The organism is Flexilinea flocculi (assembly GCF_001192795.1).
GTDB classification, from domain to species: domain Bacteria; phylum Chloroflexota; class Anaerolineae; order Anaerolineales; family Anaerolineaceae; genus Flexilinea; species Flexilinea flocculi.
This window is the reverse complement of the sequence record NZ_DF968181.1, coordinates 2,056,976-2,077,992: the sequence shown is the minus strand read 5'-3', so window position 1 is coordinate 2,077,992 and position 21,017 is coordinate 2,056,976. Positions and strand designations below refer to the sequence as shown.

Annotated in this window: 17 protein-coding genes and 2 tRNA genes; 7 read left to right on the top strand and 12 right to left on the bottom strand. The window is 40.9% G+C overall.

The window, feature by feature from the left end; genetic code table 11:
- Positions 1 to 10: 10 nt before the first annotated feature.
- The 5 genes from ATC1_RS13605 to ATC1_RS13575 all read right to left on the bottom strand — a co-directional run bounded on the left by ATC1_RS13605 (position 11) and on the right by ATC1_RS13575 (position 8,473).
- Positions 11 to 1,030, bottom strand: a complete 1,020-nt coding sequence (locus ATC1_RS13605; RefSeq protein ID WP_062283427.1) for an ROK family transcriptional regulator — start codon at positions 1,028 to 1,030, stop codon at positions 11 to 13.
- 611 nt (positions 1,031 to 1,641) lie between these two features.
- Positions 1,642 to 2,871 (bottom strand): peptidase T, encoded by a 1,230-nt coding sequence (gene pepT / locus ATC1_RS13600; RefSeq protein WP_062283424.1) that lies wholly within the window; start codon positions 2,869 to 2,871, stop codon positions 1,642 to 1,644.
- Positions 2,872 to 3,318: 447 nt separating this feature from the next.
- The gene (locus ATC1_RS13590) at positions 3,319 to 4,170 is read right to left on the bottom strand and encodes a GGDEF domain-containing protein (RefSeq protein ID WP_062283419.1); all 852 of its coding nucleotides are present in this window, start codon (positions 4,168 to 4,170) and stop codon (positions 3,319 to 3,321) included.
- A gap of 497 nt (positions 4,171 to 4,667) precedes the next feature.
- Entirely contained in the window at positions 4,668 to 6,959 is a 2,292-nt protein-coding gene (locus ATC1_RS13580; RefSeq protein WP_152024324.1) for a hypothetical protein, read from the bottom strand.
- 443 nt (positions 6,960 to 7,402) lie between these two features.
- Positions 7,403 to 8,473 (bottom strand): branched-chain amino acid aminotransferase, encoded by a 1,071-nt coding sequence (locus tag ATC1_RS13575; RefSeq protein WP_062283410.1) that lies wholly within the window; start codon positions 8,471 to 8,473, stop codon positions 7,403 to 7,405.
- Between the two features lie 71 nt (positions 8,474 to 8,544).
- On the opposite strand from ATC1_RS13575, the gene ATC1_RS14850 reads away from it, so the two are divergent.
- Positions 8,545 to 8,706 (top strand): hypothetical protein, encoded by a 162-nt coding sequence (locus tag ATC1_RS14850; RefSeq protein ID WP_154664745.1) that lies wholly within the window; start codon positions 8,545 to 8,547, stop codon positions 8,704 to 8,706.
- A gap of 235 nt (positions 8,707 to 8,941) precedes the next feature.
- On the opposite strand, the gene glmS is transcribed toward ATC1_RS14850, so the two are convergent.
- Positions 8,942 to 10,765: a glutamine--fructose-6-phosphate transaminase (isomerizing) gene (glmS, locus tag ATC1_RS13570; protein ID WP_062283407.1), complete on the bottom strand. Its 1,824-nt coding sequence runs from the start codon at positions 10,763 to 10,765 to the stop codon at positions 8,942 to 8,944.
- A 368-nt stretch (positions 10,766 to 11,133) separates the two neighbouring features.
- Here glmS and ATC1_RS13565 point away from each other — a divergent pair, with 368 nt between their 5' ends.
- Positions 11,134 to 11,442 (top strand): Dabb family protein, encoded by a 309-nt coding sequence (locus ATC1_RS13565; protein WP_062283404.1) that lies wholly within the window; start codon positions 11,134 to 11,136, stop codon positions 11,440 to 11,442.
- 88 nt (positions 11,443 to 11,530) lie between these two features.
- On the opposite strand, the gene ATC1_RS13560 is transcribed toward ATC1_RS13565, so the two are convergent.
- Together ATC1_RS13560 and ATC1_RS13555 are read right to left on the bottom strand one after the other, a co-directional pair.
- Positions 11,531 to 12,148, bottom strand: a complete 618-nt coding sequence (locus ATC1_RS13560) for an HDOD domain-containing protein (protein ID WP_062283402.1) — start codon at positions 12,146 to 12,148, stop codon at positions 11,531 to 11,533.
- Between the two features lie 386 nt (positions 12,149 to 12,534).
- Positions 12,535 to 13,710, bottom strand: coding sequence for an integrase catalytic domain-containing protein (locus ATC1_RS13555; RefSeq protein ID WP_062278202.1), 1,176 nt, complete (start codon positions 13,708 to 13,710; stop codon positions 12,535 to 12,537).
- Between the two features lie 216 nt (positions 13,711 to 13,926).
- Here ATC1_RS13555 and ATC1_RS13550 point away from each other — a divergent pair, with 216 nt between their 5' ends.
- Complete coding sequence (locus tag ATC1_RS13550) at positions 13,927 to 14,373, top strand: YhcH/YjgK/YiaL family protein (protein ID WP_062283398.1); 447 nt, start codon at positions 13,927 to 13,929, stop codon at positions 14,371 to 14,373.
- Between the two features lie 56 nt (positions 14,374 to 14,429).
- Positions 14,430 to 15,071, top strand: coding sequence for a DNA-3-methyladenine glycosylase family protein (locus tag ATC1_RS13545; protein ID WP_062283395.1), 642 nt, complete (start codon positions 14,430 to 14,432; stop codon positions 15,069 to 15,071).
- A 30-nt stretch (positions 15,072 to 15,101) separates the two neighbouring features.
- On the opposite strand, the gene ATC1_RS13540 is transcribed toward ATC1_RS13545, so the two are convergent.
- On the bottom strand, positions 15,102 to 15,542 hold the full coding sequence (locus tag ATC1_RS13540; RefSeq protein WP_062283391.1) for a hypothetical protein: 441 nt from the start codon (positions 15,540 to 15,542) through the stop codon (positions 15,102 to 15,104).
- A gap of 539 nt (positions 15,543 to 16,081) precedes the next feature.
- On the opposite strand from ATC1_RS13540, the gene ATC1_RS15015 reads away from it, so the two are divergent.
- Positions 16,082 to 16,378, top strand: coding sequence for a hypothetical protein (locus ATC1_RS15015; protein ID WP_201777295.1), 297 nt, complete (start codon positions 16,082 to 16,084; stop codon positions 16,376 to 16,378).
- A gap of 40 nt (positions 16,379 to 16,418) precedes the next feature.
- Positions 16,419 to 16,667 carry a hypothetical protein gene (locus ATC1_RS13530; protein WP_062283384.1) on the top strand — a complete coding sequence of 83 codons (249 nt, stop codon included), beginning with the start codon at positions 16,419 to 16,421 and terminating at the stop codon, positions 16,665 to 16,667.
- A 752-nt stretch (positions 16,668 to 17,419) separates the two neighbouring features.
- Here the strand turns inward: ATC1_RS13530 and ATC1_RS13525 are convergent.
- A tRNA-Lys gene (locus ATC1_RS13525) sits at positions 17,420 to 17,493 on the bottom strand.
- A 188-nt stretch (positions 17,494 to 17,681) separates the two neighbouring features.
- Here ATC1_RS13525 and ATC1_RS13520 point away from each other — a divergent pair.
- Positions 17,682 to 17,752: transfer RNA gene (locus tag ATC1_RS13520), tRNA-Gln, on the top strand.
- A 415-nt stretch (positions 17,753 to 18,167) separates the two neighbouring features.
- Here ATC1_RS13520 and ATC1_RS13515 read toward each other — a convergent pair.
- Both ATC1_RS13515 and ATC1_RS13510 read right to left on the bottom strand, forming a co-directional pair.
- A complete protein-coding gene (locus ATC1_RS13515) occupies positions 18,168 to 18,416 on the bottom strand; it encodes a hypothetical protein (RefSeq protein WP_062283381.1) in 249 nt (82 codons plus the stop codon).
- A gap of 203 nt (positions 18,417 to 18,619) precedes the next feature.
- Positions 18,620 to 20,851, bottom strand: a complete 2,232-nt coding sequence (locus ATC1_RS13510) for a RelA/SpoT family protein (RefSeq protein ID WP_062283378.1) — start codon at positions 20,849 to 20,851, stop codon at positions 18,620 to 18,622.
- Between the last annotated feature and the right edge of the window lie 166 nt (positions 20,852 to 21,017).

Below are 21,017 nucleotides of genomic sequence, written 5' to 3'. Positions count from 1 at the left end.
TGTAGGTTTTCTATTTTTTTTGTATGAATAAATTTGGTTCAAGAACGTTGAGAGTTGTTTCGATCATACCGTTCTCAAAATCCTGATGAAATGATTCTGTAAGAAAAAATTTTGGGATGGCACGAGAGTCCAGGTCCATTTTACATTGACGGATTATTTTTTCTGCATACGATTCCTGAATGGTAGTGCCGGACAATACCACAACATGCGGACTGAGAATCGCGCAAATACCGATAATGAATTGTGCGATTTTTGAACAATATTGATTCTCGTTTTTCAAGAATTCTTCATCCGTCCAGGGAATATGAAAGTAGTTTTCGCGTATTTCTCCGGCAAAATTGCGGAATCCTTTATGGATCTTTCCATTACAGAAAATTGCAGTTCCAGGACAGTATTTTTTCGGGAAAAATAAATACAATACAGTCTGTTCAGGATCAATCTGGTGGCTGCGACAATAGCCCAGACAGGCAGCATTGACGTCATTTTCAAATATGGTCGTTTTTTGAAATTTATTCCGAAAGAATTCCAAGAAACCTGACTGGTTTAAATCGGGGTAGTCGCAGTGAAGCTGCCCATTAAATTCAACTCCCGGCAATCCCAATCCGATCACTTGAATGGATGGAACTTGATGAAACATATCCTGAAGCAGCATTTCCAGCGTTTGTAATGAGATACGGGTAAACTTTTTTTGATAACTGATGACAATATCCCCGTACAAATCTACAATTCGAAGGAAAATCGTATCTTCTGCTACAAATTCATGAGCATAGAGAATGGCAGCATGCGCAAATTGATGATTGAAGCGGAACAATTGTGCAGGTCGACCTCCGCTTGAAGGGCTTTTTTCCACTTCAAAAACCTCGCCGTTTTGGAGCAGTATGTTTATGATGGAATGAATGGTTACAACACTTAACCCTGTAGCTTTTGCGAGTCCTTGAATACTGGCTGTATGTTCTTCTTTTAGCGTTTTTTTCACGAGATTGATATTGATCTCTTTAATCATTAAGGAATTACAAGACAAATTATCCATTGCAATGATCATCTCCCGTTTTAGAATTTTTAAATACTTGCTTCGAAATTTATAAAAATATATTAGAAAAGTGAGAAAAAAATTTCTCTCATATTTCAAGTTGCTGATTCCGAAGCGGGATCACTACGATAGTATGGTTTTAAACCACAACAACCAACTTTATAAAATAGTTTATTAAACTATTTTATAAAGTATATCATTTTATTACCTGAGTTTCTCACTTTTTAAAAAATTTCCCTTTTTATGTTCAGATTTGGAGATTTCAAGGCACTAATTTGAGGAACGCAGGATGACACACACGGCAATTTGTCATTGCGAGGAGGGCGTCAGACTGACGAAGCAATATCTTTTCGTGCGGTAATCTTTTCTTAATGAGGAAGGAAGATTGCCATGCCACTTCGGGGCTCGCGATGACAAGTTTTTTCGGGATCGCACGCATTAATTCGAAAAATGAAAAGAATTATTTGTTGTTCTTATGGTTTTGTTCAAAGCGCAAAACCATAAGAACAGCAAATTTTCTTGATTGATTCGAAAAATCAGTCCATATTTTAAATTTACTGTACTGGTATTTCGAAATTTGGTTTGGCTTTCCGAATTGCAGATCATGCAAATTAACTGGTCTTTTTCTCGGAATATATTTTTACAATTTCAACGATCATATCTGCGCAGCTTTCAAGGCTTTCTGCTGTGATATGCTCAAAAGGGCCGTGAAAAGCATATCCGCCGGTGCACAAATTGGGACAGGGAAGCCCTTCATATGTCAGTCGGGCGCCATCTGTTCCTCCGCGAATCGGGACAAGAACCGGTGTAAAACCGACATTTTGCATCGCTGCAATGGCTGTTTCGATGAGATGGCGGTGTGGTTCGATCAATGCAGCCATATTTGCATATTGATCCTTAATCGATAGCTGAACAGTCCCTGTGCCATATTTCTCATTGATCACTTTTTCGATATGTCGCAGCATTTCTTTACGTATTTCAAAATATTCATTGGAATGGTCTCTGACAATATATTCCAATTTAGCATTTTCGACCGTTCCTTCCATTTTTGTCAGATGGAAAAAGCCTTCATATCCCTCTGTATTTCTGGGAGTATCAGCACAAGGTAACATACTGTTGATTTCAAATGCTACAAGGGAAGCATTCACCATGATGTTTTTTGCGGAACCTGGATGGACATTCACACCATGAATTTGAAAGACTGCTTCACAGGCATTGAAATTTTCGAAATTTATTTCTCCTTCCTGATCACCGTCCACGGTAAAGGCAAATTTTGACGTGAACAAATCTCTGTCGAAAAATTCTGTCCCTTTACCAATTTCTTCATCCGGAGTAAAGGCAATACATAGCTTTCCATGTGGAATTTTTTCTCGCATAATAATTTCGCATGCAGTCATTATCTCGGCAATTCCTGCTTTATTATCGGCTCCCAATAACGTCGTTCCATCTGTTGTGATGAGCGTTCTTCCTTTCAATAAAGACAGATGCGGAAAATTATCGACTGACAAGCAGCGATTTCCGTTTTTCAGCCAAAGGTCATTTCCATCATAATTTTCAATAATCTGCGGATTAACGTTTTCACCTGAAAAATCCGGACTTGTATCCATATGGGCAATAAAACCGGGCATGGGTGCATTTTCATAACCTTCTGATGCATCGATCGTTCCGTACACATAACAGTGGTCAGTCACAACGACATTCTTCATTCCCAGCTTTCTCATTTCTTCAGCAAGTTCATTCGCAAGGTCAAACTGTCGGGAAGTGGATGGCGTTATATTTGCGGTTGGATCGGAAGTGGTATGTACCTTTACATATTTTAAGAATCGTTCTGTAGCTTTCATGGTTTTCCTTTTTTCGAATCACGATCTGATGACAGTGATTCGAAACACTCATTTACTTTTGGAACCAATGGGAAAAGTTTTTTGCGAGAAACACAAGAAAAACACAAAAATAAATACTTCATCCCAAATCTCGAATCGCTGATCTGATGAACGATTTTAGCATTATTTCGAAAAGTCAATCCAAATTCCGAATGCTGGAATTGTTGAGACTAAATCTTTTATCTGATAACTATTCGAAAAATCACTTGCTTTTTGATTAAGGAAAAGATATCCGTTTTTTTATAGGATCAGATCCAGATATAGACTGTTTTTATAAATGGAAAGGGGGAATCTTTAATTGTTAATCAACTTATCTTTCGATAAGAAAGATTGGATCATATTTGTATAATCGGAAATTACTGCCAAGCAATTTGCAATTACAGGCGTGAAGGGTACTTCTTCAGCGTATCAATCAGGTTTGTTTTTGTCCTCAACGCCAGATTCGGATTCATCTTGTATTTCCAGATTTTTTTTGGCGACCCGAATTAAGTCATCATATAATAATCCATCATCCGGAAATTGTGAAATGCCGATTCGGATCGATAATTTCATTTTTTCCGTGAAACTCTGACGCAATCGATCAATCAGGAAATGGGCATTTTGTTGGTATGTATTGGGCAGTACGATGACATAATAATCATTCATCTCAACAAACACATCGGTTTCTCGAATCGTTGCGTAAAAAATCTTCAATACATCGTTAGCTAAATATTGTTTAAAAAATTTACCCATGATCCGATATTTCCATCTTTTTTTGATGGTTTCAAAGGATTGATAATCCGGCTCAATCAGAAGCAACGTCAATGGATATTCATATCTGCGGCTTCGATTGATTTCATAATTAATAATTCGGTCAGATTCATTATGATCAAAGACGTTGGTCGGGATGTTTGAGAAAGCCAACTTCCGTGATGTGCTGATAATTTCCTCAAAGGAACTCTTCATATCGCTGGCTAAAATCATACCAATTAAGACGAAAAGCAATTCTATTAAGAAATTGGTGATATTCAGATCGCCCAGCGCTGTGTGCGCCATGTAATATACCATTGTATAGAAAATCACACATAAAAAAGTCTGTGCGAACATTGTCAGGTATTTTGGAGGATCAAAGACAAAAACGATGATATAGACAAAAAGAATATAGATATAGGTGATGTTCGATATATAAATATTAATTCCTGAAATATTTAACATATCTATGTTGCCAAGACCAAATGCATAGATGATCATCAATAACACAGAAAAACCTATTTTATCCACTCGATTCTCCTTTCACCTGTGATAAGTATGTCGATGATTATATTATCATTGTTTTTGGATCGAGAAAAAAGTTAGTTTTATTTTTTTTAGAGGTAAGAATGTTTTGAAATCGTTTTCCGAATCATCATACAAATCAATTAATAATCCTATTATAATCGACAATATTCAAAAATCACCGTTTCGAAAATTTCTATTTTTAACTGATGTAAATCCGTTATGGTTCTATAATCACAGCGATTCAAAATTTGGAAAAAATATTGGTATTGTGGTGTCTCTGCAAGTCGCAAAAACGCCGCAACAACATATTTTCTTTGCTCAAATTGAGAAGTTTGTCGATATTTAGAATTGCTACTGCAATACGAAATTTAGAACAATTTTAAAAAGTAAGAAAACTTGTTGTTCTTTCTTTTCCAAAGTCATTCCAAGTTTCGAATTAATGCGAAATTCAAAAAGTCCCTTTTTTTCTTGATTGTGCAATTATCGTACCTAATTTAAAATCAGTTCCGATTCTTTTTTTCTTCTTTTTGATTCATATCAGATTTTTTTCTTCTTATTTTATATTGAAGTATTTTTATGCTGGTGAAAACGATCAGAAAAATCACAAGACTGGCATAGAGTGTCAGCGTCACTTCAAACAGTTGCTTTTCCAGAAATTCGGAAATCTTGTGAATATTTTCTTCTTGTAAAAAAGAAGGAATTTTAATACATTGATTTTGGATACAAAACGCCTTTTGATCCGATTTGGATTTTTCCTGTCGGTTTTCTTCTGATAATACAGTATCCAATGCAGTAAGACTGGCAGTCGTTAAAATGAATGTTGGTTTCAAAGGGACCGGCAGGTATGTATTGGTGCGGCTCGGGGCAGGCAGCGGCGAAGATGTGGCGGACGGGATGCGTGTCGGTGAAGCAACAGCCGTAGGCGAGGAAGTCGGCGGAATGGTCGAAGTAGAAGTCGGCAGGGACGTATTGGTGCGGCTCGGGGCAGGCAGCGGCGAAGATGTGGCGGACGGGATGCGAGTTGGTGAAGCAGCAACCGTTGGCGAGGAAGTCGGCGGAATGGTCGAAGTAGAAGTCGGCAGGGACGTATTAGTGCGGCTCGGGGCAGGCAGCTGCGAAGATGTGGCGGATGGGATGCGTGTCGGTGAAGCCGCAACCGTAGGCGAGGAAGTCGGCGGAATGGTCGAAGTAGAAGTCGGCAGGTATGTATTGGTGCGGCTCGGGGCAGGCAGCGGCGAAGATGTGGCGGACGGGATGCGTGTCGGTGAAGCAACAACCGTTGGCGAGGAAGTCGGCGGAATGGTCGAAGTAGAAGTCGGCAGGGACGTATTGGTGCGGCTCGGGGGAGGCAGCGGCGAAGATGTGGCGGACGATATGCGAGTTGGTGAAGCAGCAACCGTTGGCGAGGAAGTCGGCGGAATGGTCGAAGTAGAAGTCGGCAGGGACGTATTGGTGCGGCTCGGGGCAGGCAGCGGCGAAGATGTGGCGGATGGGATGCGTGTCGGTGAAGCAACAACCGTTGGCGAGGAAGTCGGCGGAATGGTCGAAGTAGAAGTCGGCAGGGACGTATTGGTGCGGCTCGGGGCAGGCAGCGGCGAAGATGTGGCGGACGATATGCGTGTTGGTGAAGCCGCAACCGTAGGCGAGGAAGTCGGCAGGGATGTCATGGTCAGTGTCTTTGAGATAATCGGAGAAGCGGCCGTAAAAAATGATTGAAATACAGGAACTCTTGTTGCGTCCATAGCTGTTTCTGAATTTTCAGTAAGCATGGAATTATCCTCGAACAATTTCGGGACAACGGTTGCTTCAATTAACGGTTCGATTTCAAGGACAGTTGAAACAGCAGGTTGAAAAAATTCCGGGGGGAGGCTGACGGTTTGTGTAATTTTTGCGAGGATGGTCTGATCTTTTAATAACGAAAGGGAGAGAATAATCGGATCATTATCCTTCGAAATCAAGTTTTCCGGGATGGTTCCCTGAATGACCAGCTTTTTATTGATAGCGGTTAAAAGGCGATCTTTGAAAATTGCTGTTTGATTTATTGCTTCAGCGGAAGTGACTAATCCTCCAGTATCGAAAACAAATTCAGTAAACCAGTTGGGAACTGAGGAGTTCAACGATTCAGTATCCGTGCTAACCATATCAACAAGGTGAATCGTAATTCCACTCGATGCAATCATTTGTTCGATTTTCTCTTTGTCTATCTGATTCTCGTTATAACCAGTTCCATCGGTAATTAAAACGATTTGGCTCAATCCCGATAAAAACGTATCATCATTCTTGATTGAATTGATCGAATTTAGCAGTTTATTTTCGAAATTCATATCCGATGTCTCGAAATCCAAATGTTCAACTGCAGTGATTATTGCGGCTTGATCTTCAGGAGAAAAGAATTGTAACTCCGCGTTTTCGTGAAAAATACCGATGCGCAATTTTTTTTGATCTTTTGACAAAGGGGCGCCGGCGAATTGCAGGATCAGTTCCGTTATCCATAACCGATTTGCTCTTAGAAAATCTTTTGATCCATCCAGGAAAAATATCAAATTGATTGGTAGGCTGCTTTCTTCCAGGTCGGTTATGTTAACCTTTTCTAATGCTGTCTGGTTGATCTGGATTTCAGCGTCGAAAGGCTGTAATGCCTTCCAATCGGATGAACCATATCCCACGAAGGTGACCTGGTGATTATAAAAAAACGAATGAAAAAGCGGATTGATTTGTACATTCTGCGCTGAACAAATGAAGCATGAAATGACTAATAAGATCAATATGCAAGTATGTTGTCTTTTTTTCATAGTCCCTGGAACAGATCCGCTATCGTCTTTTAATCATACAATGGGGAAAATTTGACTTACATTTAATACCAAATCAAAACACAATGAATCAGTAATTGAAAATATTGATATGCTAATCGAAACCGTCGAGAAAAACTTATTGTTATGATATTCTTACGCTTCGTGTAAAAAATATCATAACAAATAAGAATCCTCTCACAAATTCGAATTGCTGTTTACTAATGAAAAGTATATCAGAATCGCCCTAAAAATGAGGATCATCAACAATTAGAACAGTAATTCGAAATATAAACCAACCTTTCTTATCAATCACAACAACAAAAAACTGTCCTCATATTTCAAATCGCATGAAGTTGATCATTCTCCTGAAGAATAAGAAGTTACAGCCAAAAGTGAAAAAAAAGGTGGGATTCTGTTCTCACCTTTTTTTATGGGATGATTGATTATTTTACTTCGAGGGTCCAATGGAATGTGTCTTCGATTTTTCCCAGTTGAATACCCGTAATGGTATCGTAGAGTTTTTGGCTCAAAGGACCTATTTTCCCGGGATTGACCGGCATCAGATGATCTTTCCATTTTAATTGATCTACCGGAGAAATGACTGCAGCGGTACCTGTACCCCAGACTTCTTCCAACTGACCTTTTTGGAAAGCTTCAAAAACCTCATCAATCGAAATCTTTCGTTCTTCGGTCGGGTATCCCCAGCTTTTGCATAGATCAACGACAGATGACCGTGTGACGCCTGGAAGAATACTGCCATTTAATTGCGGGGTAATTACTGTACCATTTATCTTGAAGAATATATTCATTGCACCGACTTCTTCGATGTACTTTCGTTCGACACCATCCAGCCACAGAACCTGATTGTACCCGCCGTCGTGTGCTTTTTCTTGTGCTTTCAGACTGGCTACGTAGTTGCCGCCAGTTTTTGATTCGCCGATACCGCCGCGAACTGCACGGACGTAATCGTCTTCAATCCAGATTTTGACAGGATTAAAACCGTTGGCATAATATGCGCCGCTTGGTGAAAGAATGATGATGAAGAGATAGGAGGAAGAAGCTTTCACACCCAGATGCGGTTCGGTTGCGATGACAAATGGTCTGATATACAAGGATGTACCTTCTGCGGTCGGAATCCAGTCTTCATCCATTTTAACTACTGCTTTTAATGCATCCAGGAATATTTCAGGGGGAATCTGAGGAATGCAAAGCCGTGCATTCGAATTATTAGCCCGTTCAATATTTTTTTGAGGACGAAAGAGAAGCGTTCTTCCATCATCGGTTTTATATGCTTTGAGTCCTTCGAACATTTCCTGTCCGTAATGAAAAACCATTGCGGATGGCTCTAATGAGAGATTCTGATACGGAATGATTCTGGCATCATGCCAGCCTTTTCCTTCATCATAATTCATTACAAACATATGATCAGTAAAAATCGAACCAAAGGGAAGTTTTGCACTGTTTTCCGGCTTCTGTTTTGGCTTTGTTGTTTTCTCGATCCTGATTTCCAACATAATTTCTTCCTTTCTTATCTAACATTTATCTGATAACTAAAAAATTACCACGCATTAAGCGGAGGTTCCTGATGAATGAAAACGTATTGATCAGCGATTTGAAATATGGAAACGATGATTTGTTGTTGTGGTATTTTTGTGCTTTATACAAGACAGCACAACAACAAGCTTTCTCTCTTTTCTTTAAGTACGCTTCCATCTTTCGAATTACCGGGTATCGATTGGATGATTAGCAATAGATTATACACCGTCTGTGACATTGCCATAGAAAATCCAGCGGTTCAAATTATGAGAGGGAGTATTTATTGTTGTGTCGTTTTTGCACGGAGTGCAAAAACATCGTACCGAAAAAATATCTTTCTGTTCTCAATAGATTTTTTCATCTATCGAATTCCGGTGAAAAAAGAAGAGGATATTTTAAAGCCAGAGAACACCTTTTTTCACCGGAAATGATGCAATCGATATTATTTATTCTACAGTTACACTTTTCGCAAGATTTCTTGGCTTATCCACATCCAGATCTCTTATTACAGCAGAGTAATAAGCCAATAATTGCAACACAATGACTCCGACCAACGGCATGAAGATATCATCGAGCGCCGGCAGATCAATCCGATGATTATATAACTCGGGATCAATTTCCATTCCCTCTTTGGTAATCAGCAGCACATTGGCGCCACGGCTTTGAACTTCTTTAATGTTTCCGATCATTTTTGAGAGCAAAAATTCCTGTGTACAAACTGCAACAACTGGAACATCGGGAGCAATCAACGCAATGGTTCCGTGTTTCATTTCGCCGGCAGCATAGGCTTCACAGTGAATATAGCTGATTTCTTTCATCTTCAGAGAGCCTTCCAGAGAGAGCGAGTAATCAAGTCCACGTCCGAAGAAAAACAGGTCTTTAATCTTTGCGAACTGCTGTGCGCAAAATTTGGCTTCTTCTTTCAGTTTCAGCACCTGTTGAGATGCTTCAGCTGCCTCTAAAAGTCCTTTGGATAATGTGCGTATTTCTTCAAAGCTGCGCGTACCGGTCGTCATTGCCAGTTTCATGGCAACCAGGTACATAATCGATAACTGGACGGAATACGCCTTGGTTGAAGCAACGGAGATTTCCGGACCGGCATAGGTGTAAATGGTATAATCCGCTTCCCGTGAAATGGATGACCCTGGAACGTTAACGATGGCAAGTGTAGGAAGACCGCGCAGTTTGGCCAGACGTACTGCAGCCAGTGTGTCCAGGGTTTCTCCGGATTGGGAAATGACGATAACCAGCGTGTTTTTCGTCATGATCGGATTGCGATACCGAAATTCGGAGGCAATATCGCATTCTACAGGGATATGGGAAAGTTTTTCAATAATTGCTTTTCCGACCATTCCAGCGTGCAGTGCTGTACCACAGGCAACGATGGAAATGCGGTTAAAATGGAGCCAGAAATTATCATTAATACCGTCCTGTGTGAAAGACGGGAATCCGTCGATGATGCGAGGGTGGATCGTATCAGACAGAACCTGCGGTTGCTCAAAGATTTCTTTCAACATAAAGTGGTCAAAACCGCCCTTTTTTGCCTGTTCCATCGTCCATTTTGCGGTCTGCCATTCCGGATTACGAGTTTCTTTTTCGGATGTATAAATCGTGATTTGATCGGATCCTAAGCATACGACTTCAAATTCATTAATTAGAGTGTATGTCTGCGTGTATTTTAAAATTGCTGGCATGTCGGAAGATAAGAATGAACCTTCCTCGTTCTTTGCGCAAATTAACGTACTGGAATTCCGCATGGCATAGATTTGGCCCGGGTGATCAGCGAAGATCATTGCAAAGGCGTAGGATCCTTCCAGTTTTTTCTGGATATCAAATAAAGTCCTGATCGGATTCCCAGTGTAAAGGCTGTCTATCAATTTAACCGCGACTTCGGTATCCGTCTCAGAAACAAATTCATAGCCTTTGTCATAGAGATCTTTCCGGATGGCTTGATAGTTCTCGATAATGCCGTTGTGAATCAGCGATAATTTCTCCGTGGTATGCGGATGTGCATTTGTGTCAGACGGCTTGCCGTGCGTCGCCCAGCGTGTGTGTCCGATTCCGCAGGTGCTGTAAAGATTTGGATATAATTTCTCTATCCGATTTCGTAATCTTTCTAAACGTCCGACAGATTTTATTGTCGTTATGTCCTGATTTACAAAAATTGAAATACCAGCAGAATCATACCCCCGGTATTCGAGACCGGATAATGAATCCAGAAGGATTTCCACCGAATTGTTTTTACCTGTATATCCAACAATACCACACATAGAGTTTCTCCTTATGAAAACTGCATCAGTAATCTGTTCAAGACCTTAAAATGTTGGAAAATCTCATTAAAGCGCAAATTCTCAGCGAATTATAAAAGCTAATCTTCAATTCAAATTGCTGGTATATTCTAACAGCAGTTCTTTATTTTTTCTATGACTATCGATTCAGGTCTTCGATTATAGGGTTCCACTTCACCATCTATGAAAAAAAATGTTGTTGTGTCGGTTTAAGATTTCACGATACAACAACAATTTTTCTCTCTTTATTTAAAAGGTGTTTCTAAATTTCCAATCTCTGATCAGGAGCCGAAATAATGGAAATTATTTTATAATTATTTTAAGGAATCAGAGTCAGGAAAGGAAAAAATATGATTAAACATATTGTAATGTGGAGATTTCTGGATAAGGCGGAAGAACATACAAAACAGGAAAATATGGATATCGTCCGCGAACGCGCGCTTGCTTTGCGGCCAATTATTCCACAGATAAAATCGATGCAAATTGGAAAAGATATCCTGCACACAATAGCATCTTATGATTATGTTCTGATTGCAGATTTTGAAAATGAAACTGATCTTCAGATTTATATTAACCATCCAGACCATAAAAAAGTAGGAGAATATCTTTCAAAAGTAACAGCTTCACGGGTAGTGGTTGATTTTCAATACAATCCGTGATCTGCTTGCAGAATTTTTACGAGGTTGTTTTCATGCTTCTTATTGAAAACAACCTCGTAATTGCTGCTGCTGAATGGTTATAAAATCCCTACAAATTATCGAAAATTCCCGGAAGCAACTGGTAAATAGAACAACTGGTTTCTTTTTCAAAGTATTTTTTTAATTCGATCACTTTCCTCCAGGCTATGATCGAATGATCGCTGACGCCATACCGTAGACCTACATCTACAAACCGTTTTTCAATAATACAAAATCCGTACGGCATTGCCAAACAATCGCACAATTGTATTAGACGGTCGTAATCATCAAAAGTGGTTTCCTCCACAAAGTGCCGTAAAAACTCGCAATCCGTATAGGGAATGTCCCAATTCTGGAAATTGGCTGAAACCACCTGGGTCGGATGGCTATGAGTAAGACAGATTCGGGCAGCATCTTCCCATCCACGTTCCATGCAATACTGGTATCCGGCAATCTGGTGCTTCTCTTTAACAACACCAACGTACCGACCGATGTCATGCAGTAAACCCAAAACAAACGATTTCTCTGCATCCAGATTTTCGCATCGCTCGGCGATCGCTTTGCAGGCCATGGCAGTATACTCTGAATGTGGAACCCAGTTGCCGGGATTGCGCAGCGCAGCTTCTGCTAATGCTGCTTTTGCTTCTTCCATGGAAGGGTATTTTCTGCCGTTTTGATTTCTTTCCATACTTGAATTTCCATTTCTGTTAATCATCAGATTTTATTGAAAAAATATCGAATCAATCAAGAAAATTTGTTGTTCTTATGGATTTACGCATAGCGTAAATCCATAAGAACAACTATGAATTCTGTTCCGATTTCGAATTTCTGGCAGCCGGTGTGTATCAAAAGAAAATGTTACTTTGAGGGGATCGAAGAATCAAATAAAAATGTTACCCAACGACCACGAAAAATGTAGAGATGCGTAGGCATCTCTACGATAGTAAATTGGGCACATCCAGTGCTCGAGTTGCTCCCCAGCAGAGCTCTACTCCCTGGAAGTGCAGGGGCATTTTACCATAAACGATAGGGATTGGCCTAAAGCGAAAAAACCCAAGCAGCCAATTTTTATCGTTACTTTGTTTGATAAGAAGAAGTTTCGGCAAGAATACGGAGCAGATCATTGATTTCTGCAAGGATCTTGACGGGATTTGATGCATTATACAGGTTTACAAGAGAGGCCTTTTTAGGAAATGATAAGACGCCAGATGGAAGGATACGACGGAAAGGTGTTTTAGCAGATTCGTATTTAGGAGAAAAGACACCGGCATCTTTGTCTGGTCTGGCAATGGTCTTACGTACAGGTTGGAAGAAATTATTGAACACATGGTTCAGCTGATAAATACGCTGAATGAGTACAAAATGGTCTGGAGTATAGAAGCGGTTATATCCAAGCAACCGTCTGACTACGGCCCAGTTCTTTTGCTCAACATGAGCTTGATCGTTTTTCCTGTAGGGTCTTGATCGGGTGAAGATTATCTTTCTTTCCCGATTGTTGCAATAATCAAAAAGGAGATAATTGATGAACTCGGAGCCATTATCAGAATCAATACCAAGGATGGGATAAGGTAAAAGGGATTCAAGCAAAGTCATTGCTTCCACAACGGCTTCTTTTGATTTGTTCCGGAGAATGAAGTTATCTGTCCAACCAGTGCATACATCGGTAGCTGTCAATGTGTAAAAGAAAGCTCCTGCTTCCGATTGCCCGCAATGAGCAACCAGGTCTATCTCCAGAAAACCTGGGCGATTATCATCCCAGTCCATCCCCGTCCGGATCGCAATCTGTTTCTTGAGTAATCCGCCGGGCTTCGTCATGGTTTTGCCTTTTCCTTGGTGGTTTTTCTTGTATTCCCTCAGATTTCGATTGATCGTTGCCGAACTCATCTCGGTTAGCAGACGTTTTTCCTCAGATGTGAAGTACATTTCATTGCATCGCTCCAGTATATCTATCAGCTCGGAAATGTATGGCTGTAATCGCTGTCCGCAGATATAATTGCTGATCTCGTACAACCGTTCCAACTTTTTGATTATCTCTCGAGGATACTTCTTTTTCCGCCCAGGTCTCTTTTTGAATGTCTTTGGTCGAAGATCTGAATGCAATAAACGTATCGCCGTCTTCCTGTGGTAACCAGTGCTCTCGACAAATTCATCGAGAATTTTTCCTTTTACCCCATTGTTCGCTTTTAGATATCGGGATTGTATTTGTGTTGCTAATTCCAGCCTGCTCTTCTTACTCATTTTGTTACCCATCAGCCTTTCCTCCGCAGCTTATGGTAACAATTTATTTTGATTCACCGATACTTCTTGGGTAACATTAATTATGATTCACGTCGCAGCGGATCGAATCGCTCAATAACAAGCTGTATCGTTTATAATTTTTAAAAGTTCTTAAATAATTCTACTTTCTGAAAGAATAAAACACTAAAAATAATGCTGATCCATTCGGATATTAATAAGGAGTGAATAATGATTATTGATCAAATCGAACGTGCAAATTCCTACGCTTATTTGGGAGAAGGTTTTGAGAAAGCGATGAATTTCCTGTATGATCACCGCAATGGCGACCTTGAGCTGGGACGTTATGAAATCAGCGATGATGATTATGCGCTGGTACAGTCTTATGAGACGAAACCCATCGAGGAATGCCATTTTGAAGCCCACAAACGCTATATTGATGTCCAGTATAGTATTTCCGGCTCTGAAGGCATCAGTTGGGCGTTGACAGACCATCTGCATCAGGCAGATTATGATGAAAAGAAGGATTTTATCCGCCTGGAAGGAAAAGGCGATATTTTCCCGTTAACCGCCGGAAATTTCTTCATCCTGTTTCCGAGCGATGCCCACCAGCCGAAAATTATGATCGGAAAAAGCGAACAGATCCGGAAAATTGTTCTGAAGATTCGGATTCGTTAACTTTAAGATTCACATCGATTCATAAGCATCTGTCCGTTTGAAAAGGGAAGGATCCTATGGCAGTATCCATTCGGATTACGGAAAAAAGTGACTCAGTACGGCACCTATCTTCTGTGGATGGGAAGATGAAATCCCTCATCCGATCAATCGGCGCAATCGAATATCACTGCGATTTTGACTCGTACGAATTTCTCGTCAAAACGATTATCGGGCAGATGCTCTCCAATAAGGCTGCCGATGTGATTACGCAGCGCTTTGAAAAGATATGCGGCGGTGTAGTGACGCCGCAAGCGGTTTCCGGCCTTTCGGTTGCTGACTTACGGGGTGTCGGGCTTTCGAATTCAAAAGCCGGATTTATTCTACAATTGACTGAAAATGTGCTTTCAGAAAAGCTGAATTTTTCGATTTTCGAAGCGATGTCGGATGCAGAAGTCCTCAAGGCATTGACTGCACTTAATGGGATCGGACCCTGGTCAGCCAAAATGTACCTGATTTTTATGCTGTGCCGTGAAGATGTCCTTCCGTATGAGGATGGCGCTTTTCTACAGGCTTATTCCTGGCTGTATCCGATGGTCGGACAGAAACCATCCGAGATTGCCGCAGCGTGTGCGCATTGGCGTCCCTATTCGAGCATCGCTGCCCGCTATCTGTATAAGGCGCTGGACATGGGCATGACGAAAGGTCTGCCGCCGGAATAAGATCAGGATTGCTCTTGAATTCTCTTTGGATTATTGACTGAATAAAGCGCCCGATAGGATCACCGCGATGAAAATCAACAGCCAATTTCCCTTTCTGATACCGCTGATGGTTAAGATCATCGGTAGGATCAACGATCCATAAGTTCCAGGAGCACTGATTATCAGACCAATCTGACCAATCAACATCAGCCATCCGATCAATTTCAATAGAGAGTGCTTCTTTTTCGGTTTCTCTGGCACATGAACATTACTGACCGTGTTGAACAGTTGTGGCTGAGGAGCGACAGGCTGGTTGTAATAATAATAGTTATTGTTATGCGTGATCACCTGCGGATTCATTCGATCAGGAGTTTCGCCAAAATCTGAGGGAAGAGGCTGCGAGGGAGCCGCAACCGGGAATTGAACGCCGCAATATTCGCAGCTGGAAGATTTGTCTGCGCTAAGCGCTCCGCAATGTTGACATTTTTTCATAATTTGCTCGCTGTTTATTCCTATTATTGCATGTACGTGACATTAATTATACATAAAAGAATGAATCGGAATAGCCTGTCTTTTGATTTATATCTCGTGGAATGAGATGTTGATGATGGGAAATTAGAAATAGATATTAAAATGAGTTAAAAAAACTCATAGAAGATGTTATATTAATTATGTTATATTTGTAAGTGATAATAATTATGCATGCTATTAATTGTTATAATTGCGATTGTGACATCATCGTACGATAAAAAAAATTGAACCGCCTGGCCGGACAGGCTCCCCGGCATCAATTGCTCGCGCGTAATAGCGCCTGTCTCTCTACCTCAAGCGGTTCCTTAATGATCTGGCTGGGCCACCACATCCAGCGTCTTCCTTGACTGGCCGTTTACGGACTCAGTGCGTGAGCGGTGGATTTCCTCACCTCAGATCTATATATGATAAAGGATTTTTTCATCTTTTTCCATGCCCGAAATTAAAAAATAAATTCGGACAACGTGTGTTAAATAGAATCCATGACAGCGATTCCAAATATGGAAAGGAATAAATGTTGTTGTGTTGTTTTTGCGCTTCGCGCAAAAACAACACAACAACAAGTTCTCCCTTCTTTCTTAAAAGACTTTTCCAAATTTCGAATTACTGAATCCATGAAAAGCGTTAAGACAATAATAAGACAATATGATAAGGTGATCCTCAAAACGAGAGAAGAGGCAACGATCGTCGAAATTTATGAGCATGGCGTCACTTATGAAGCTGATATTCGTGATGGTGATGATTATCGCACGGAATTAATTTGCCAGGATGATATATTATCTCTGAGGGATCAATAAAGACTAAAATTCTGGAAATAAAAAATAGAATCATATCGAAATGAAAAATCCTTACTACTGTTACCTGAACGATATAGGAATTATCGCAAAAAAAGAAAATTCTATCCCATATATATACATCAAAGGGAAAGGCTGGATAGTTGATAATGATAATGTGATGGAGGATCGTATCATGGATTATGGTACGCACTCTTGGGCGGATGTGGATGATATCACTTTAGAACAGGCGAACAAATTTATAGAATTGTTAGAGTCTGGAAAAAAACCAAAACCGGCGACAGAGCTATAAAGCCTAAATATCTGGGAATTAAATAAAAATAGAAAAATCAGAAAATTTTTCTATTTAGATAATCCCGTACGCCGTGCGCCACGTCGGCATCGCTCAATGACAGTGAGGGGCGCCTTCTCACCCCAGGATTAACTATATTATATCGGAATTTATAGCAGGAATACAACACGGTCGACAAATAAAAAAGTAGCCTGGCGATTAATCAGGCTACATAATTATCTGGCTGGGCCACCCACATCCAGCGTCTTCCTTGACTGGCCGTTTACGGACTCAGTGCGTGAGCGGTGGATTTCCTCACCTCAGATATCTAAATTATACAGAATATTTCCATGATTTCTAGCCCTTGACATGAAAATAAAACCGTTTAGTGCAAAACACAAAACAAAAAGAAAAGAAAAAGTGTAACGGGGAGAGGATGAATGCAAGAGAGGGAAGGGTTTGCAATCCCAGCAACTCGAGATATGGATAAATTTTTCGAATCAAAAAAGTATTAAAATTGAATATTTTTTGTCGAAATAGTACTATTTGTTGATGATTTGGAAGGAGAAAATAAGATTCGAAAGCAGTCAAGAGGGGCGGATTCACATCTGTCTTGATGCTGTTTTATCCATTCAGTAATTTTCAGCCCAATATATATCAGACGATTTGTTTTTCAATTTGACATGATCACTGTAACTGATAAAAAAAATCGAAAAAAAAACTTTATGTTTCGTTTTCTCAATATCGATTAATAATTGTAAAAAAATGGATTGTGACCCATCTGGGACTCGAACCCAGAACACATTGATTAAGAGTCAATTGCTCTGCCAAATTGAGCTAATGGGCCTTGTTCGTGCTGAACAATGCAGGATTATACCATAATTCTTTTGGATTCAACCTTTTTTGCGAAAATTTGCATTTCTCGAGACGTGAGGATTCACAATTCAAAATTACCGCTGATCAAAAAACATATTTATGCGATTTTACTTTACGAAAAATCTATTATTTGGTAGAATACAAAGCGTTTCAAAAATTTGGGGACTCGTCTAATGGCAGGACAGCAGACTCTGAATCTGTATGTAAGGGTTCGACTCCTTTGTCCCCAGCAATCAAAAGGTTCAAGGAAAACTTGGACCTTTTTTATTTAAGTGTTAAAGCTCTCGGTTATAAATGGGAAGGAAGAAGATTCAGTCGAAAAGGAGAGCTTCCAATGCGAACATGGAAACAGGATGACAATTTGTCGTTGCGATCATAGAGAAGCAATCACTTTTCGTATGACACTCTTCCCTTCATACGGCAGGGAGATTGCCATGCCCTTGCAGGGCTCGCAATGACAGGTTTCGCCCTTGTTCGGCTCACGATGATCGGATTGAACAAACTCTGTTGGCTTAACCAATGGTAATGATTGTTGTTTTTCTTTACGGCAATTCGGATTTGTATTTTGCACAGAACTAAAAAACGCGTCATTTCAAATGATAATGACGCGTTTTTTTTATGGCTGAATGAAACGATTAAATATTTTTAGAATTCGTCCTCTTCATCTTCCATCCAAGGATCATCATCTTTATCTTCATCATCTTCTTCAGTGAGATCTTCCCAGTCTTCCAAATCTTCTGTATCGGTATCCACCCAATCATCTTCAACCGGCGTTTCGGCGTTGGGGGAATAGGTCAAACAGCCTTTATTCGAGTCCAACTCGACCAATGCTGCACTGCAGTAACCCTCATCTAAAAACGCGCAGTCAAGATACTTACATCGAATTCTAGCCATTATTTCAGCCTCCTGATTTTTGTGGAATCGATTCACACGAACCGTTTATTTCATATGGCGACAATTTGGCGATATTCTACCGCAAGGAGTCAACTGTGTAAAGGATGAAATTTGAATTCGTGCAATCGAAAGGAACCCGTTTTTTCGCTTCGCTTCAGGATGTGCGCAAATTTATTGCAAAATTGTCGGGAAGTATACAGTTTTCAACCTGGACGATTGCGGTAGGCTTCAACAACATTCGGCAGTCCTTCGATTTTTGTCAGAATGCGGCTGAGCTGATTGATATCCAGAACATCGATCACGATCTGAATGTTAGCGTAATTATGCGCAACATTGACATTGATGTTTTCCAGATTGACCGCTTCGGTAACCAGCATGTTGGTGATGTCGTTAACCAGCCCCTGACGATCATACGCTTTGATGGTGACACCGACGGGATAGCGTTGTTCAGGCTGTCCCCAAGTGACGTTGATCAGTCTTTCACGGTCTTTCACGCGTTTTACATTAGGACAGTCGCTTTTGTGAATGGTTGCGCCGCGTCCTTTTGTGATGTAACCGATGATATCATCCCCTGGCGCGGGGCTGCAGCATTTCCCGAAGGTAGTGTAGATGCTGCCTGCTCCTAAAACGGATATACCGGACTCTTTTGTATGATCAAATTGTTGGGGACGCGGTGTCAGTACTTGCTGCTCGTTGGTTTTCAGTCCTTCGTTAATTTTATTGATTACCCGATAGGATGATAAATCACCGCAGCCAATGGCGATGTATAGTTCGTCTACGTTTTTATAATCAAGGTCACGAGCAATCTCGCTCAGGTCTGTGTCACTCATACCTAAGCGCTGCAGATCCTTTTTAATGGTTTCTTTGCCCTGAGTCAGATTCAGTTCACGATCCTGCCATTTGAACCAGGCGCGAATTTTTGATCGGGCACGTTGTGTATTAGCAAGCCCGAGATTCGGATTCAGCCAGTCTCGGCTGGGACCGCCCTGTTTGGAAGTCATGATCGAAACCTGATCTCCGGTTTTCAGTTGATAGGTTAATGGAACCATTTTGCCGTTGATCTTGGCGCCTCGGCAGCGATGTCCGATTTCCGTATGAACGCCATAGGCAAAATCAATCGGGGTTGAGCCAACCGGCAAATCGATCACATCACCACGGGGTGTGAAAACAAAGACTCTGTCCTGGAGAACATCCGATTTCATCCCTTCCACAAACTCACCGGCGTCTTCGACATCCTTCCGCCAGTCCATGATTCGGCGAAGATAGTCCAGACGTTTTTCAAAGTAGGCATCGGATTTGGCGTGTTCTTTATAACGCCAATGAGCCGCGATACCGTACTCTGCATTTTGATGCATTTCCGGCGTTCGGATTTGAACTTCCAGCGGTTTTCCGTCGTCATAATAAACAGCGGTATGAAGAGATTGATAAAAATTATCTTTTGGGACTGCGATGTAATCATCGAATTCCTGTGGGATCGGTCGCCAATGCGTATGAATTTGACCTAAAGCCATATAACAGGAAGGTATATCCTTGACGATTACACGGACACCGCGCAGATCGCGGAGCATTTCAAACGGTTTATTCCGATCCAACATTTTATTGTAAATGGAATAGATGTGTTTCGGCCTTCCGGAAATTTCACATTCAATCTGTGCCTGTTCCATGACAGATTTCAGTTTGGCTATAATTTCCTCGACTTCTTTTTCTCTTAAGGCGTGGGTGGTGGCAAGATTTTCAGCAATCTGGATGTATTCTTCCGGATGGACATAACGGAAAGCCAGATCCTCTAATTCCCATTTGATGCGCCAAATGCCCAGCCGATTTGCCAGCGGTGCATAGATATCCAATGTTTCTTGAGCGATGCGTTTTTGCTTTTCTTTGCTGGTGTGGCTTAGCGTTCGCATGTTATGAAGGCGGTCTGCCAGTTTGATGATGATAACGCGGACGTCATCTACCATTGCGATAAAGGTTTTCCGCAATGTTTCATTTTTTAATCTGCGCTTGCTTTCGCGAATGGCGGCTTCTTTTTGTTCCGGATCTTCAATATTGGATTCGCCTTTTTCAGGATTGTCTGCAGCGGCAGATGACGTAAACGATTTTTCATAGCGGTGGGCGTCCGGTAAATTGGTGAGCTTTGTGACGCCGTCCACCAGTTGAGAAATTTCATCACCAAATTCTTTTCGGATTTGATCCAGTGTGATTTCCGTATCTTCAACAGTATCATGCAGAAGTGCTGCGGCAATGACGTTGCTTTGAACCTTTAATTCGCACAGGATCATCGCGACGGCAACGCAATGTGTAAAATACGGTTCACCGGAAGCTCGTTTTTGCCCTTCATGCGCTTTTTCTGCAAAGTAATAAGCTTTCTCAATGAGATCTTTGTCGGATTGTGTAAAGGAATCGGGTGAGACTGCAAAAAGGTCGTCCAGCAGCATGTGGTATCGTGCCTTTCCTAATTTGAGTAATTTTCAATAAAAAAAATCGACCTTCATTGTGAACAACTACAAGCGTTAGTATTTCTCTGCATAACAACAAGTTTTTTCTTCTTTATTCAAATAGAAAATCGAAATATCGAATTACTGTTTTCTCTGTATGACTGTG